Origin of the sequence: Streptomyces sp. yr375 (assembly GCF_900110755.1) — a bacterium.
In the GTDB taxonomy this organism is placed as follows: Bacteria; Actinomycetota; Actinomycetes; order Streptomycetales; family Streptomycetaceae; genus Streptomyces.
The window spans coordinates 251,142-266,566 of the sequence record NZ_FOFF01000003.1; the positions used below are offsets into that span (position 1 = coordinate 251,142).

Below are 15,425 nucleotides of genomic sequence, written 5' to 3' on the forward strand. Positions count from 1 at the left end.
GGCCACTCCATGCTCCGCGCTCGGCTCGCCGAACAGGACGCCGGGGTCTGCCACTTCCATGTCGTCGTGGCCGACCACGGCGAATTGCTGGGCCGGGGCGTGGCGACGGGCGCGGTGCGGGAGATCTGCCGGCTGGCCGCGCGGACGTACCGGCTGTCCGCGCTCACCGCCCGCGACAACCTGGCGTCCATGGCGGTGCCGGCCCGCACCGGGTTCACCGCCGTGGACGACATCACCCTCGCCGGACGCCCGGGCGTGTGCTACCGCCGCGGCCTCGCCGCCGGTGTCCTGCCCGGCCCGTCCCGGGACCTGTCCTAGTCGGTGAGCGCCTCGTGGACCAGGCGTTTGAGGTCGGGGTAGAGCTTGAGCGACCTGCGCGGCCGGACCTGGGTGAGGAACTGGACGGTCACGTCGTGGGCCGGGTCGACCCAGAACGTCGTCGTGGCGACGCCGCTCCAGCCGTAGGTGCCGAGGCCCGAGGGGGCCTGGGTGCGGTCCGGGTCGATGACCACGGAGACGCCGAGGCCGAAGCCGACGCCGTCGTTGCCGGGTTCGTCGTGCGCGGGGCGGCTGCCGAAGGTGCGCAGGTCGGCGTCGCCGGGGAGGTGGTTGCGGGTCATCAGGTCGACCGTCTCCGGGGCGAGGAGGCGGACGCCGTCGAGTTCGCCGCGGCGGCGCAGCAGCTCACTGAAACGGTGGATGTCGTATGCGGTCGCCACCATGCCGCCGCTGCCCGACAGGAAACGCGGCCGGCCGAACAGCGGCAGGCCCAGGATCGGCTCGATTCCGCCGTCGCCGGTGCCGCCGTACAGCTCCGCCAGTCGGCCGGCCTGTTCGTCCGTGACCTGGAAACCGGCGTCCGGCATGCCGAGCGGGCGGAAGATCCGCTCGGCGATGAACTCGTCCAGGGGCTGCCCGGAGACGACCTCGATGATCCGGCCCAGGACGTTCGTGGACACCGAGTAGTTCCACTGCGTGCCCGGCTCGAACTGCAACGGCAGCCGCGCGTACGCGTCCACCGTCCTGGCCAGGTCTGAGCCCGGCAGCACCGCCGACTCCAGGCCGGCCTCGCGGTAGAGCGCGTCGACGGGGTGGCAGTGGTAGAACGCGAAGGTCAGGCCCGAGGTGTGGGTCATGAGGTGCTTCACGAGCAGCGGCTGCTCGACCGGGCGGGTGGTGACGCCGGCGCCCGAGCCGCCCTCGTAGACCCGCTGGTCGGCGAAGGCCGGGAGGTGGTCGGCGACCGGGTCGTCGAGCCGCAGTCTGCCCTCCTCGATCAGTATCAGCGCGGCGACCGAGGTGACCGGCTTGGTCATCGAGTAGATCCGGTAGAGGGTGTCGGCCTCGACGGGCAGCCCGGCGGCGACGTCGCGACGGCCGTGCGCGGTGAGGTGTGCGACCCGGCCGCCACGGGAGACGGCCACGAGGAATCCGGGCAGGCGCCCCTCGTCGACGTAGTGGGCGACGTGCTGGTCGAGGCGGTCCAGCGCCTTCGCGTCCAGCCCGACCTCGCTCGGGTCGACCTCTTGCCGCAGCAGTGCCATCGTTCTCCTCCGGTGCGCTTGATCAAGGTGCGGTCCCGGCCTACCCCGCCCGGACTACCTCAGACATCATGGTCGCGTAGGGAACGCGTGTACGGACCCCTTTCGGCTCCCTGACCGGTGTGCGTTGCGTCGCTTCCACCGGCCGGGGGACCGCCGGAAGGGGAACGAGCGCCGGGACGCGCACGGTTCGGGGTCCGGCCCGGCAGTGTCCGGGACAGCGGCAGGCCGGTGTCCCGCCGGTTTCAAGTGGCCGCTCGCCAGCAGGTTGTGACGGGACATCAGTTCATACATTCCCGGGTTCTGGAGGGTGAACTCCAGGAAGCGGGGGAATGCGCCCCACGGTGTGCGGGTTGTGCGGGGCATGACTCACGACACGACGCAGAACGCGTTGCTCGCGTTGCTCTCCGACGGCCGCAGCGGGGTGCTGGTCACCCTCAAGCGCGACGGTCGCCCCCAGTTGTCGAACGTCAGCCACCACTACTACCCGGACGAGGGCGTCATCCGGATCTCCGTCACGGACGACCGGGCCAAGACCCGCAACCTGCGCCGCGACCCCCGGGCCTCGTACCACGTGACCGCCCCCGGCCACCGCGCCTACACGGTCGCCGAGGCCACCGCCGACCTCACACCGGTCGCCCAGGACCCCTACGACGCCACGGTCGAGGAACTGATCCGCCTCTACCGCGACGTCCTGGGCGAGCACCCCGACTGGGACGACTACCGCGCCGCCATGGTCCGGGACCGCCGGCTGGTGCTGCGCCTGCGCGTCGAGCGGGCGTACGGCATCCCGAAGGGCGCCGGCGGCTGACGCCCCGGCCCCCGGAGCCGTGCAGGCGTCCGGGGGCCGGGGGTCGGGCGGGAGTGAGCCGTGGGTCAGGCGGCGACCGTCTCCGGCTGCGGTGCCGTGCGTACGTCCCGTTCGCCGAGCAGTTCCGTCGGGACGCGCACCGTCTCCCGGGCGGTCAGGGCCGCGATCACCGGGGGGATGCACAGCGCCGCCGTGAAGAGGGCCACCGCGGACCAGTCGTCGCCGTCCGGGCCCGCGATCTCCGCGGCGAAGGTGACCGCGAAGCCGGCCACGGCGAAGCCGATCTGGGTGCCGATCGCGGTGCCGGACAGCCGCACCCGGGTGGGGAACATCTCGCCGTAGAAGGACGGCCAGACACCGTTCGCCGCGCTGTAGACCACGCCGAAGGCGAGGACGCCCAGGCACATCATGAGCGGGTAGGAGCCGGTGGAGATCGCCCACAGGTAGCCGAACATCGCCACCGCGCTGCCGGCCGCGCCGATCAGGTACACCGGGCGGCGGCCGATGCGGTCCGACAGTGTGGCCCACAGCGGGATCGCGGCCAGCGCGACCAGGTTGGCCAGCGCGCCCACCCACAGCATGGAGGAGCGGCTCATACCGACCGCGTCGCTCGTCGCGTACGCCAGCGCCCACACCGTGAAGATCGTGCTCACCGTGGCGACCATCGCGCCCGCGATCACCCGCAGCACATCCGCCCAGTGCTCGCGCATCAGCACCACCAGCGGCAGCTTCACGACCTCGCCGGTCGCCTGCTGGGCGGCGAAGGCGGGAGTCTCGTCCAGTTTGCGCCGGATCACGAAGCCGACGCCGGCGACCACGAAGCTCAGCCAGAACGGCACCCGCCAGCCCCAGGACAGCAACTGGTCCTCGGGCAGCGCCGCGATCGGGATGAAGACGAGCGTGGCGAGCAACTGACCGCCCTGCGTCCCGCCGAGGGTGAAACTGGTGAAGAAGCCGCGCCGGTGCGGCGGCGCGTGCTCCAGCGTCATGGAGTTGGCGCTGGCGTTCTCCCCGGCCGCCGAGATGCCCTGGAGGACCCGGCACAGCGCCAGCAGGACGGGGGCGAGGTTGCCGACCTGGTCACGGGTGGGCAGACAGCCGATGAGGAACGTCGAGACGCCCATCAGGATCAGCGTGAAGACCATGATCTGCTTACGGCCCACCCGGTCGCCGAAGTGCCCGAGGAACAGCGCGCCGATGGGCCGGGCCGCGTAGGCGACGCCGAACGTGGCCAGCGACAGCAGGGTCGCGGTGGCCGGGTCGGACTGGTCGAAGAAGACCTTCGGGAAGACCAGGGCCGCCGCACTGCCGTAGATGAAGAAGTCGTAGTACTCCAGGGCGCTGCCGATCCAGGCCGCCGTGGCGGCTTTCTTCGGCTGGCCGGGGGGTGCGGCGGTGTCGCGGGGCGCGGCGGGGACGGACACGGCGTGCTCCTTCGGGGGGACTCCGGGGAACTCCGGCAGAGGCGGAGTGAGCGAGGGGGAGAAGAGCCGGATCCCAGGGGTGACGGGACGGTCGGCCGTGCCGGATACGGGTGCCCGCCCGGCTAATTAACTCACTGGGTAGTTCGTAGCGGATGGCTACGGATGTTGCGCCGTTGTTTCCCGGGTGTCAAGAGGTCGCGCACCCTGTCGTCCGCCCGGCTGTGGGTCCGCTGCCCGCTCGGTGGTCCGTCCCGTCGTCCGCTCCGTCGTCCGCTCGGCCGTGAGATAGGCGATCACCATGTCGCCGAGCATGGTGCGGTAGTGCTCGCGCTGGGCGGGGTCGACCAGGTCGCGGCCGAACAGCGCGCCGAAGGTGTGCCGGTTGGCCACCCGGAAGAAGCAGAACGAGCTGATCATCGCGTGCAGGTCGACGGCGTCCACCTCGGCCGTGAACAGGCCCGACTCCTGCCCGGAGACCAGGATGCGGCGGATCACGTCCAGCGCGGGGGAGCCCATCCGGCCGAGCTTCTCGGAGGCGGCGATGTGCTCGGCCTCGTGGATGTTCTCGATGCTCACCAGGCGGATGAAGTCGGGGTGCCGCTCATGGTGGTCGAAGGTCAGCTCCGCGAGCCGGCGGATGGCCGCGACCGGGTCGAGATGCTCGACGTCGAGCCGCTGCTCGGCCTCCCGGATCACGCCGTACGCCCGCTCCAGGACGGCGGTGAAGAGCTGCTCCTTGCCGCCGAAGTAGTAGTAGATCATCCGCTTCGTGGTGCTGGTGCGGGCGGCGATGTCGTCCACCCGGGCCCCGGCGTAGCCGACCCGGGCGAACTCCCGGGTCGCCACGTCGAGGATCTCGGCCTGGGTGCGGGCGGCGTCACGGGTCCGTCCGTTCGGTCGTTCCGGTTCGTCGACGCTGGTCATCGGGTTCCTTCGGGTTCCTTCGGGTGGCGCGGGCGCGGTGCCGCGATTGTAGAAGGGCTTCCCCTCGGGCCACTCTCGGTGTATGACTAACTCACCAGTTCGTACATTAGCCGGGAGGTTCGCCGTGACCGTCGTCGTCCCCAAGGACGCCCCCAAGGACTCGTATCTCGTCGGGCTGATCGGTTCCGGCATCGGACCGTCCCTCAGCCCGGCGCTGCACGAGCGGGAGGCCGACCGGCAGGGGCTGCGGTACCTGTACCGCCTGATCGACATCGACGTGCTCGGGCTCGGCCCCGAGGCGGTGGGCGATCTGGTGCGCGGCGCGCGCGACCTCGGCTTCGACGGGCTCAACATCACGCATCCGTGCAAGCAGGTGGTCATCCCGCACCTCGACGCTCTCTCGCCGCAGGCCGAGGCGCTCGGCGCGGTCAACACCGTCGTCTTCGAGGACGGCCGGGCCGTCGGCCACAACACCGACGTCACCGGCTTCGCCGCCGCCTTCGCGCGCGGTCTGCCGGACGTCCCGCTGGAGCGGGTCGTGCAACTGGGCGCGGGCGGCGCGGGCGTGGCCGTCGCGCACGCCATGCTCACCCTCGGCGCCGGGCAGGTCACCGTCGTCGACGCCCTGCCCGACCGCGCCGCGGACCTCGCCGGCGCCCTCAACCGCCACTTCGGGCCCGGCCGGGCCGCGTCCGCCACCCCGGACCGGCTGGCCGACCTGCTCGCGTCGGCCGACGGCATCGTGCACGCCACCCCCACCGGCATGGCCGCCCACCCCGGCCTGCCCTTCCCCGCGGAGCTGCTGCGCCCGGGCCTGTGGATCGCCGAGGTCGTCTACCGCCCGCTGGAGACCGAACTGCTGCGCACCGCCCGCGCGGTGGGCTGCGCCACCCTCGACGGCGGCGGCATGGCCGTCTTCCAGGCCGCGGACGCCTTCCGGCTGTTCACCGGCCGCGAGCCCGACAGCGTGCGCATGCTGGCCGACTTCGCGGAGCTGGCCGGCGCCGTCGCCGCCCCCCAGTAGCCACGGCCCGCGCAAGCGACCGCGGCCACGCCCCGCAACGACACAGAGGTGCCCAGGTGCGTACGTCCATAGCCACCGTCTCCCTCAGCGGATCCCTCACCGAGAAGCTCACGGCCGCCGCCCGCGCCGGTTTCGACGGCGTCGAGATCTTCGAGAACGACCTGCTCGCGAGCCCCCTCACCCCGGAGGAGGTCCGCGCCCGCTGCGCCGACCTCGGCCTCACCATCGACCTCTACCAGCCGATGCGCGACATCGAGGCCGTGCCCGCAGAGGAGTTCGCCCGCAACCTGCGCCGCGCCCGGCACAAGTTCGAGCTGATGGGCCGGCTCGGCGCGGACACCGTCCTGGTCTGCTCCAGCGTCTCCCCGCTCGCCGAGGACGACGACGCCCTCGCCGCCGCGCACCTGAGCCGACTGGCCGACCTCGCGCAGGACTTCGGCGTCCGCGTCGCCTACGAGGCACTCGCCTGGGGACGGCACGTCAGCACGTACGACCACGCCTGGCGCATCGTCGAGGCCGCCGACCACCCCGCGCTCGGCACCTGCCTGGACAGCTTCCACATCCTCTCCCGCGACCGCGACCCCAAGAACCTCGAAGGCATCGAGGACATCCCCGGCGAGAAGATCTTCTTCCTGCAACTGGCCGACGCCCCACTGCTCGGCATGGACGTCCTGCAGTGGAGCCGCCACCACCGCTGCTTCCCCGGCCAGGGCGGCTTCGACGTCGCCGGGCTGGTGAAACACGTCCTGCGCACCGGCTACGACGGCCCGCTCTCCCTTGAGGTCTTCAACGACGTCTTCCGGCAGGCCGAGGCCGGCCCGACCGCCGTGGACGCCCGCCGCTCCCTGCTGATCCTCCAGGAGGAGGCCGGCATCGGGGCGCTGCCCGCGCCCGCCCCGCCGACCGGCGTCGCCTTCGCCGAGCTCGTCACCCACGACGCCGAACCCGTCGCCGCCCTCCTCACCGGCCTCGGCTTCGCCCGCACCGCCCGCCACCGCGGCAAACCGGTCGAACTGTGGGAGCAGGGCGAGGCCCGCATCCTGGTCAACACCGGCCCGGCCGCCCGACGTGACGGCACCACCCTCGCCGCGATCGGCCTGGAGTCACCGGACCCGGCCGCCGCCGCCCGCCGCGCCGAGGCCCTGCTCGCGCCCGTCCTGCCCCGCCGCCGCGCCGCCGAGGACGCTGCGCTCGACGCCGTGGCCGCCCCCGACGGCACCGAACTCTTCCTGTGCGCCACCAACCGCCCCGAACTCCCCAACTGGCGGGCCGACTTCGAGCCCCTGCCGCACCTCCCCGCACCCGCGGCGGAGTTCCGTATCGACCATGTGGCGCTCACCCAGCCCTGGCACCACTTCGACGAGGCGGTGCTCTTCCACCGCGGTGTCCTCGGGCTGGAGGCGCAGGAGAGCGTCGATGTCGCCGACCCCTACGGGCTGCTGCGCAGCCGTGCCGTCGTCAGCGCCGACGGCGGCGTCCGCTTCCCGCTCACCGTGGGCGCGGCCCCCGGCGACGGCACCGCGCACGCCCGGCACATCGCGCTGGCCACCGACGACGTGGTCGGCGCGGCCCGCCGCTTCGTCGCGGCCGGGGGCCGTCTGCTGCGGATCCCCGCGAACTACTACGACGACCTCGCGGCCCGCCACGAGTTCGCCGACGGCGAGCTGGAGACCTACCGCGACCTCGGCATCCTCTACGACCGCGACGCGCACGGCGTCTTCCGGCACTGCTACACGCACCCCGTGGGCCGCGTCTTCCTCGAACTCGTCCAGCGCGACGGCGGCTACCAGGGCTACGGCGCCGCCAACGCGCCGGTGCGGCTGGCCGCCCAGCACGCCGCGAAACGCCTCACTGCCGGCTGACGGTCCTGGTCACACCGGCGACGACCGTCGTGGCCAGGATCCAGCCGGTGACGATGAGGACGTAGGACAGCGTCTGGTACCAGCCGGTCGGGGCGAACGCGCTCTCCTGCCCGAAGGAGATCACCGGCAGCAGCAGGTCGAGGGTGTAGAAGACCGGATTGAAGTCGGGGGCCTCGCCCGCCTTGAGCGCGGGCGGGTGGTGTCCGGCGTACACGAACGAGCCGACGGCGAGCAGCGACAGCAGCCAGACGGCGGCGCGCAGTGGACGGAAGCCGTAGCCGACGGCGGCGTCCTGGAGACGGCCCCACACCTTCCCGTACCAGGGCAGCGTGGACCGGCGCCGGCGCTGCTTGGCGAGCTGGACGAGCCGGGCGGCCTGGTCGTCGCCGATGCGCCGGTAGGCGGCGGTGAGCTGCTCGTAGCCGTGCGGGTCGAACCCGCCGCCGTCGCGCTCCAGCATCGGCAGCCGGCGGCCGGCCGGCTCGTGCGGGGTGAGGAAGGTGTAGGTGAGGTCGAGGAGGCGGACCTCGTCGGGCAGCATCTCCGGCTCCAGGTGGAGCTGGTTGATCTCGGCGCGCCGCAGATTGAGCCTGCCCTCGATCCGCGCGCCCTCGCGCAGCCACAGCTCGCCGATCACGCAACTGCTGGCGCGCAGCGCGGTGTCACCGGGGTTGGCGAGCGTCGAGCGCAGCAGGTCCACCCGGCCGGGCACGTGCGCGCCGCGCAGATCGATCCGGCCGTACGAGCGCAGCCGCCGGCCCAGCAGGTTGGCGCCCACCTGGAGGGACTCCGCGTCCAGCACATGCGCGCCGGGGTTGCTCAACTCGGCGTCCTCCAGATCGAGCGACCCGGCCACGGCCGCACCGTCGAGCCGGATCAGCCCACGGGCCCGCAGACCCCGCGCACACAGATCGCCGTCGATGGAGACCTGGTTGAGCTGGAGAACGGGCTGCGCGGAGTCCACCACGGCCGGGTCCGCAACGGCGGGGTCCGCCACACCGTTGTCCGCTACGGCGATCCGCGCCCCGTCGAGGTACAACGCCCCCTGGATCTGCGCCCTGCTGAGGTGCACCGGGCCGCTGATACGGCAGCGGGTCAGCCGCAGTCCGCCGTCGATCCGGGAGTGCGAGGCGTCCAGGCCGGGCAGTTCGGAGTCGCGCAGGCTGACGTAGTTGAGCTGGGCGCCGCCGAGCCGCGGGGCCTCGTCGAAGCGGCAGTGGCCGAGGCGGACGATGCTGTCGACGACCGCCTGCCGCAGGTCCAACCGCCCCGTGATCCGCGCCCCCAGGACCTTGAGGGCCACTATCTCCCCTGGTTCCCTGGGGCCATTGAGGAGCAACGCCCGCAACACAGCCGCCCGCACGGTCCGTTCGGGACCGTCGGAGATGCCTGGGCTGTCGGGGTCGTTCTCCTCGCCCGGCGTGCGGAAGTCCACGGTCGCGCCCGTGGCGAAGGCCCGCCAGAGTCGCCGTTCGGCCGGTGTCAGATCGTCGATCTCCATCAGCCGCGACTCTGGCGGGCCTCGCCGAACGGTGTCAACAGGTGCGCCGGGGCTCTACGGCACGGGTGACCCGAACCATGTCTCCAGCGCCTATTTCTCCGCCGACTCGACGGCGTGGCCGCCGAACTGGTTGCGCAGTGCCGCGATCATCTTCATCTGCGGCGAGTCGTCCTGCCGGGACGCGAACCGCGCGAAGAGGGACGCCGTGATGGCGGGCAGCGGTACGGCGTTGTCGATGGCGGCCTCGACCGTCCAGCGGCCCTCGCCGGAGTCCTCCGCGTAGCCGCGCAGCCGGTCCAAGTGGGTGTCCTCGTCAAGGGCGTTGACGGCCAGGTCGAGCAGCCAGGACCGGATGACCGTGCCGTCCTGCCAGGACCGGAAGACCTCGCGCACGTTGTCCACCGAGTCGACCTTCTCCAGCAGCTCCCAGCCCTCGGCGTAGGCCTGCATCATGGCGTACTCGATGCCGTTGTGGACCATCTTCGAGAAGTGCCCCGCGCCGACCCTGCCCGCGTGGACATAGCCGTACGGGCCCTCCGGCTTGAGCGCCTCGAAGATCGGCTGGAGCCGGTCGACGTGCTCCTTGTCGCCGCCGACCATCAGCGCGTAGCCGTTCTGCAGGCCCCAGACGCCGCCCGAGACACCGGCGTCGACGAAGCCGATGCCCTTCGCGCCGAGCTCCTCCGCGTGCTTCTCGTCGTCCGTCCAGCGGGAGTTGCCGCCGTCCACGACGACGTCGCCCGGCTCCAGCAGTCCGGCGAGCTCGTCGACCGTCGACTGCGTGGCGGCACCGGCGGGCACCATCACCCAGACGATGCGCGGCGCCTGCAACCGCTCGACGAGTTCGGGGAGGTCCTTGACGTCGGAGAGTTCGGGATTGCGGTCGTAGCCGACGACGGTGTGGCCGGCGTGGCGGATGCGCTCGCGCATGTTGCCGCCCATCTTGCCGAGACCGATCAGGCCAAGCTGCATCGATGTCATGTCAGTTCACTTCCTGAGCGTCACGGAGGGAGCGGTAGGCGGCGACGAGAGCGGCGGTCGAGGCGTCGAGGCCGGGGACCTCGGCGCCCTCGGTGAGAGCGGGTTCGACGCGCCTCGCGAGGACCTTGCCGAGCTCCACGCCCCACTGGTCGAAGGAGTCGATGTTCCACACCGCGCCCTGCACGAACACCTTGTGCTCGTAGAGCGCGATGAGCTGACCGAGGACCGACGGGGTCAGTTCGGCCGCGAGGATCGTGGTCGTCGGATGGTTGCCCTGGAACGTGCGGTGCGCGACCTGCTCGTCCGAGACGCCCTCCGCCCGTACCTCCTCGGCGGTCTTGCCGAAGGCGAGCGCCTGCCCCTGCGCGAACAGGTTGGCCATCAACAGGTCGTGCTGCGCCTTCAGTTCGTCGCTCAACTCGCCCACCGGACGGGCGAACCCGATCAGGTCGGCCGGGATGAGCTTCGTGCCCTGGTGGATCAACTGGTAATAGGCGTGCTGCCCGTTGGTGCCCGGCGTGCCCCACACCACCGGCCCGGTCTGCCACGCGACGGGCCGGCCCGCACGGTCCACCGACTTGCCGTTGGACTCCATGTCCAACTGCTGGAGATAGGCGGTGAACTTCGACAGATAGTGGCTGTAGGGCAGTACGGCGTGCGACTGCGCGTCGAAGAAGTTGCCGTACCAGACGCCCAACAGGCCCAGGATCAGCGGGGCGTTGGACTCGGCGGGCGCGGTGCGGAAGTGCTCGTCGACGATCCTGAACCCGTCGAGCAGCTCCCGGAAGCGGTCCGGGCCGATGGCGATCATCAGGGACAGGCCGATCGCCGAGTCGAAGGAGTAGCGGCCGCCGACCCAGTCCCAGAACTCGAACATGTTGGTCGTGTCGATGCCGAACCCGGCGACCTTCTCCGCGTTGGTCGACAGCGCCACGAAATGCTTCGCGACCGCCTTCTCGTCCCCGTCCAGGCCCCTGAGCAGCCAGGACCGGGCCGACGTGGCGTTGGTGATCGTCTCGATCGTGGTGAACGTCTTGGACGCGACGATGAACAGCGTCTCGGCCGGATCCAGGTCCCGGACCGCCTCGTGCAGGTCGGCGCCGTCCACGTTCGACACGAACCGGAACGTCAACTCCCGTGCCGTGTACGCCCGCAGCGCCTCGTACGCCATCGCGGGGCCCAGGTCGGAGCCGCCGATGCCGATGTTGACGACGTTCCTGATGCGCCGGCCCGTGTGACCGGTCCACTCACCGGAGCGCACCCGCTCGGCGAAGCCGCTCATCCGGTCGAGCACGGTGTGCACCGCCGGGACGACGTTCTCGCCGTCGACCTCGACGACGGCGTCCGCCGGGGCGCGCAGCGCGGTGTGCAGGACCGCGCGGTCCTCCGTGAGGTTGATCCGCTCGCCGCGGAACATGGCGTCGCGCAGCCCGAACACATCGGTGGCGGCGGCGAGTTCGCGAAGGTGGGCGAGCGTGTCGTCGGTGACCAGGTGCTTCGAGTAGTCGATGCGCAGGTCGCCGACGCGCACCACGTACCGCTCCGCGCGCCCCGGGTCCGCCGCGAACAGCTCCCGCAGATGCGCCTGCCACCCGGCGCGGTGGTCCTTGAGCGCGGCCCATTCGGGCCGCCGGTCGAGCCGGGGCGTGTCGGGCCGGTGGGTGTCAGACATGGGCGGGGGTCTCCTTGGTGCCCTCGCCCCGCAGGGCGACGGCGTACATCTCGTCCGCGTCGAGACGCCTGAGCTCCTCGGCGATGAGTTCGGAGGTGGCGCGGACCTTCAGCGCGAGGGTGCGCGAGGGCTGGCCGGGCAGCGTGAGCGTGGCCAGCGGGCCGTCGGGGCGGTCGATGAGGATCTCGCCGTTCCCGGTGCCGAGCCGGACGGCCGTGACGACCGGTCCTGCGGTGACGACCCGCTCGACCGTGACGTTCAGCCGGGCCTGGAGCCAGCGCGCGAGGAGTTCGGCGCTCGGGTTCTCCGCCTCGCTCTCCACGGCCGCCGAGGTGATCGGCATCCTGGCCTGGTCGAGGGCGGCCGCCAGCATCGAACGCCACGGGGTGAGCCGGGTCCAGGCGAGGTCGGTGTCGCCGGGCGCGTACGACTTCACGCGCGCCTCCAGGGCCGTCAGGGGCCGCTCGACGGCGTACATGTCGGTGATCCGGCGCTGCGCGAGCGCGCCCAGCGGGTCCTTCGACGGGTTCGCCGGCGCGTCCACCGGCCACCACACGACGACCGGTGCGTCGGGCAGCAGCAGCGGCAGCACGACCGAGTCGGCGTGCGCGGTCACCTCGCCGTACGTCCGCAGCACGACCGTCTCGCCGGTGCCCGCGTCCGCGCCCACCCGGACCTCGGCGTCGAGGCGGGAGGCGGTGCGGTCGCGCGGGCTGCGGGCGTGCCGCTTGATGACGACCAGGGTGCGCGAGGGGTGCTCGTGCGAGGCCTCCTCGGCCGCCTTGATCGAGTCGTAGGCGTTCTCCTCGTCCGTGACGATGACCATCGTCAGGACCATGCCCACCGCGGGCGTCCCGATGGCGCGGCGCCCCTCCACCAGCGCCTTGTTGATCTTGCTTGCCGTGGTGTCGGTCAGGTCGATCTTCATGGCCTGCGCCAGCTCCGTCCGTCTCGTGCGAGCATCTCGTCGGCTTCCTCGGGTCCCCAACTGCCCGAGGGGTACTGCGCGGGCCTGCCGTGCCGCGCCCAGTACTCCTCGATCGGGTCGAGGATCTTCCAGGACTCTTCCACTTCCTGGTGGCGCGGGAACAGGTTGGCGTCGCCGAGCAGCACGTCCAGGATGAGGCGCTCGTACGCCTCGGGGCTGGACTCGGTGAAGGACTCGCCGTAGGCGAAGTCCATCGTGACGTCCCGGATCTCCATCGAGGTGCCCGGCACCTTGGACCCGAACCGCACCGTGATGCCCTCGTCCGGCTGGACGCGGATGACGATCGCGTTCGCGCCCAGCTCCTCGGTGGCCGTGGCGTCGAAGGGAGAGTGCGGGGCGCGCTGGAAGACGACCGCGATCTCCGTCACCCGCCGCCCGAGCCGCTTGCCGGTGCGCAGGTAGAAGGGGACGCCCGCCCAGCGGCGGTTGTCGACGTTCAGCCTGACGGCGGCGTACGTGTCGGTCGTCGAGGCCGGGTCGATGCCGTCCTCCTCCAGATAGCCGGGCACCCTCGCGCCGCCCTGCCAGGCGCCCGCGTACTGCGCCCGCACGGTGTGCTCGCCGAGGTTCTCCGGCAGCTTCACCGCCCGCAGCACCTTCAGCTTCTCGGTGAGCAGCGACGCCTCGTCGAAGGCGGCGGGCTCCTCCATGGCCGTCAGCGACAGGAGCTGGAGCAGGTGGTTCTGGATGACGTCACGGGCCGAGCCGATGCCGTCGTAGTAGCCGGCCCGGCCGCCGATGCCGATGTCCTCGGCCATCGTGATCTGCACATGGTCCACGAAGGAGCGGTTCCAGATCGGCTCGAACATGGTGTTGGCGAAGCGCAGCGCCAGGATGTTCTGGACCGTCTCCTTGCCGAGGTAGTGGTCGATGCGGAAGACCTGGTCCGGATGGAACACGTCGTGCACGACCGCGTTCAGCTCCCGGGCGCTGGCCAGATCGTGCCCGAACGGCTTCTCGATGACCGCCCGCCGCCAGGAACCCTCCGTCGCCTTCGCCAGCCCGTGCTTCTTGAGCTGCTCGACGACCTTGGGGAAGAACCTCGGCGGCACGGAGAGGTAGAAGGCGAAGTTGCCGCCGGTGCCGCGCGACGCGTCCAGCTCCTCCACGGCCGCCTTGAGCTGCTTGAACGCCGTGTCGTCGTCGAAGTCGCCGGGGATGAACCGCATGCCCTCGGCGAGCTGCTGCCAGACCTCTTCGCGAAACGGCGTCCGGGAGTGCTCGCGCACCGAGTCGTGGACGATCTGCGCGAAGTCCTCGTCCTCCCAGTCGCGGCGGGCGAAGCCGACGAGCGAGAAGCCCGGCGGCAGCAGCCCGCGGTTGGCGAGGTCGTAGATCGCCGGCATCAGCTTCTTGCGGGACAGGTCCCCGGTCACCCCGAAGATGACCAGGCCGGACGGCCCCGCCACGTTGGGCAGGCGCCGGTCGCGGGGGTCCCGCAGCGGGTTCTCCCAGTCCGCACCGAGCGTGCTGGTACTCATTCCGCGTCAACTCCCTTGCTCGTCAGCGACTTCGTGACCGCGTCCAGAAGGTCCTGCCACGCCACCGCGAACTTGGCGACGCCCTCCTCCTCCAACCGGGTGACGACCTCGTCGTAGGAGATGCCGAGCGCCTCGACGGCGGCGAGGTCGGCGCGGGCCTGGTCGTAGCCGCCGGTGACCGTGTCGCCGGTGATGGCGCCGTGGTCGGCGGTGGCGTTCAGCGTGGCCTCGGGCATGGTGTTGACCGTGCCCGGCGCCACGAGATCGTCCACATACAGCGTGTCCTTGTACGCAGGATCCTTCACACCGGTGGATGCCCACAGCGGACGCTGCCGGTTCGCGTGCGCCCCGGCCAGCGCGGTCCAGCGGTCACCCGCGAAGACCTCCTCGTACGCCTCGTAGGCCAGCCGGGCGTTCGCGAGGGCCGCCTTTCCCTTCAGGGCGAGGGCCTCGTCCGTGCCGAGGGCGGTCAGCCGGCGGTCGATGTCGGCGTCGACCCGGGAGACGAAGAAGGAGGCGACGGAGTGGATGAGTGATAGGTCCAGGCCGGCTGCCCGCGCCTTCTCCAGGCCCGCCAGATAGGCGTCCATGACCTCGCGGTAGCGCTCCAGCGAGAAGATCAGCGTGACGTTGACGCTGATGCCGAGGCCGACGACCTCGGTGATCGCCGGGAGACCGGCCCGCGTCGCCGGGATCTTGATCATGACGTTGGGGCGGTCGACCAGCCAGGCGAGCTGCCTGGCCTCGGCGACGGTGGCCGCCGTGTCGTGGGCCAGACGGGGATCGACCTCGATCGACACCCGACCGTTGACACCCTGCGATGCGCTGTATGCAGAATGCAGAATATCGGCTGCGGCCCGCACATCGGCCGTCGTCATCATCCGTACGGCCTCGTCGACCGTGACGCCCCGCACGGCCAGATCGGCGAGCTGCTCCTCGTAGCCCTCGCCGGAGCCGATCGCGGCCTGGAAGATGGACGGGTTGGTGGTGACGCCGACGACGTGCTTCGTCTCGACGAGTTCGGCGAGTTTGCCGGAGGCGATCCGCTGCCGGGACAGGTCGTCCAGCCAGATGGAGACGCCCTCCTCGGACAGACGCTCCAGCGCTCCCGCGGTCGCGGTCGCATCGCTCACTTCGCTCACTTCGGTCGCTTCGGTCACTTCGAACGCTTCGGTCATCTTCTTCCGGTTCTTCCGGTTTCCTTCCTGTGGTCGGA

General features: G+C 71.4%; 12 protein-coding genes and 1 pseudogene. 4 read left to right on the top strand and 9 right to left on the bottom strand.

What is annotated here, in order from left to right:
* The first annotated feature begins 9 nt into the window (after nt 1–9).
* The gene (locus BMZ82_RS05530) at nt 10–318 is read left to right on the top strand and encodes a GNAT family N-acetyltransferase (RefSeq protein ID WP_218159014.1); all 309 of its coding nucleotides are present in this window, start codon (nt 10–12) and stop codon (nt 316–318) included.
* Here BMZ82_RS05530 and BMZ82_RS05535 read toward each other — a convergent pair.
* Nucleotides 315–1,544: a serine hydrolase domain-containing protein gene (locus tag BMZ82_RS05535; RefSeq protein ID WP_093772248.1), complete on the bottom strand. Its 1,230-nt coding sequence runs from the start codon at nt 1,542–1,544 to the stop codon at nt 315–317. The genes BMZ82_RS05530 and BMZ82_RS05535 overlap by 4 nt on opposite strands.
* Nucleotides 1,545–1,905: 361 nt before the next feature.
* Between BMZ82_RS05535 and BMZ82_RS05540 the strand changes: the two genes are divergently transcribed.
* Nucleotides 1,906–2,352, top strand: coding sequence for a TIGR03618 family F420-dependent PPOX class oxidoreductase (locus BMZ82_RS05540; protein WP_093772476.1), 447 nt, complete (start codon nt 1,906–1,908; stop codon nt 2,350–2,352).
* A gap of 65 nt (nt 2,353–2,417) precedes the next feature.
* On the opposite strand, the gene BMZ82_RS05545 is transcribed toward BMZ82_RS05540, so the two are convergent.
* A complete protein-coding gene (locus BMZ82_RS05545; protein ID WP_093772250.1) occupies nt 2,418–3,776 on the bottom strand; it encodes an MFS transporter in 1,359 nt (452 codons plus the stop codon).
* 261 nt (nt 3,777–4,037) lie between these two features.
* Nucleotides 4,038–4,700: pseudogene (locus BMZ82_RS05550) on the bottom strand (TetR/AcrR family transcriptional regulator); the annotation flags it as partial.
* Between the two features lie 124 nt (nt 4,701–4,824).
* Here BMZ82_RS05550 and BMZ82_RS05555 point away from each other — a divergent pair.
* Both BMZ82_RS05555 and BMZ82_RS05560 read left to right on the top strand, forming a co-directional pair.
* Nucleotides 4,825–5,724, top strand: coding sequence for a shikimate dehydrogenase (locus tag BMZ82_RS05555; protein ID WP_093772252.1), 900 nt, complete (start codon nt 4,825–4,827; stop codon nt 5,722–5,724).
* Nucleotides 5,725–5,780: 56 nt separating this feature from the next.
* Nucleotides 5,781–7,586 carry a bifunctional sugar phosphate isomerase/epimerase/4-hydroxyphenylpyruvate dioxygenase family protein gene (locus BMZ82_RS05560; RefSeq protein WP_093772254.1) on the top strand — a complete coding sequence of 602 codons (1,806 nt, stop codon included), beginning with the start codon at nt 5,781–5,783 and terminating at the stop codon, nt 7,584–7,586.
* Here BMZ82_RS05560 and BMZ82_RS05565 read toward each other — a convergent pair.
* The 6 genes from BMZ82_RS05565 to tal form a co-directional block, all read right to left on the bottom strand.
* Nucleotides 7,573–9,087 carry a membrane-associated oxidoreductase gene (locus BMZ82_RS05565; protein WP_093772256.1) on the bottom strand — a complete coding sequence of 505 codons (1,515 nt, stop codon included), beginning with the start codon at nt 9,085–9,087 and terminating at the stop codon, nt 7,573–7,575. The two genes, BMZ82_RS05560 and BMZ82_RS05565, sit on opposite strands and share 14 nt — an antisense overlap.
* 90 nt (nt 9,088–9,177) lie before the next feature.
* Nucleotides 9,178–10,059 carry a phosphogluconate dehydrogenase (NAD(+)-dependent, decarboxylating) gene (gene gnd / locus BMZ82_RS05570; RefSeq protein WP_093772478.1) on the bottom strand — a complete coding sequence of 294 codons (882 nt, stop codon included), beginning with the start codon at nt 10,057–10,059 and terminating at the stop codon, nt 9,178–9,180.
* Nucleotides 10,060–10,069: 10 nt separating this feature from the next.
* Entirely contained in the window at nt 10,070–11,740 is a 1,671-nt protein-coding gene (pgi, locus tag BMZ82_RS05575) for a glucose-6-phosphate isomerase (protein WP_093772258.1), read from the bottom strand.
* Nucleotides 11,733–12,668, bottom strand: a complete 936-nt coding sequence (gene opcA / locus BMZ82_RS05580; protein ID WP_093772260.1) for a glucose-6-phosphate dehydrogenase assembly protein OpcA — start codon at nt 12,666–12,668, stop codon at nt 11,733–11,735. Before opcA ends, pgi begins: the two co-directional genes overlap by 8 nt.
* A complete protein-coding gene (gene zwf / locus BMZ82_RS05585; protein WP_093772262.1) occupies nt 12,665–14,209 on the bottom strand; it encodes a glucose-6-phosphate dehydrogenase in 1,545 nt (514 codons plus the stop codon). Before zwf ends, opcA begins: the two co-directional genes overlap by 4 nt.
* Complete coding sequence (gene tal / locus BMZ82_RS05590) at nt 14,206–15,387, bottom strand: transaldolase (protein WP_371271151.1); 1,182 nt, start codon at nt 15,385–15,387, stop codon at nt 14,206–14,208. Before tal ends, zwf begins: the two co-directional genes overlap by 4 nt.
* Between the last annotated feature and the right edge of the window lie 38 nt (nt 15,388–15,425).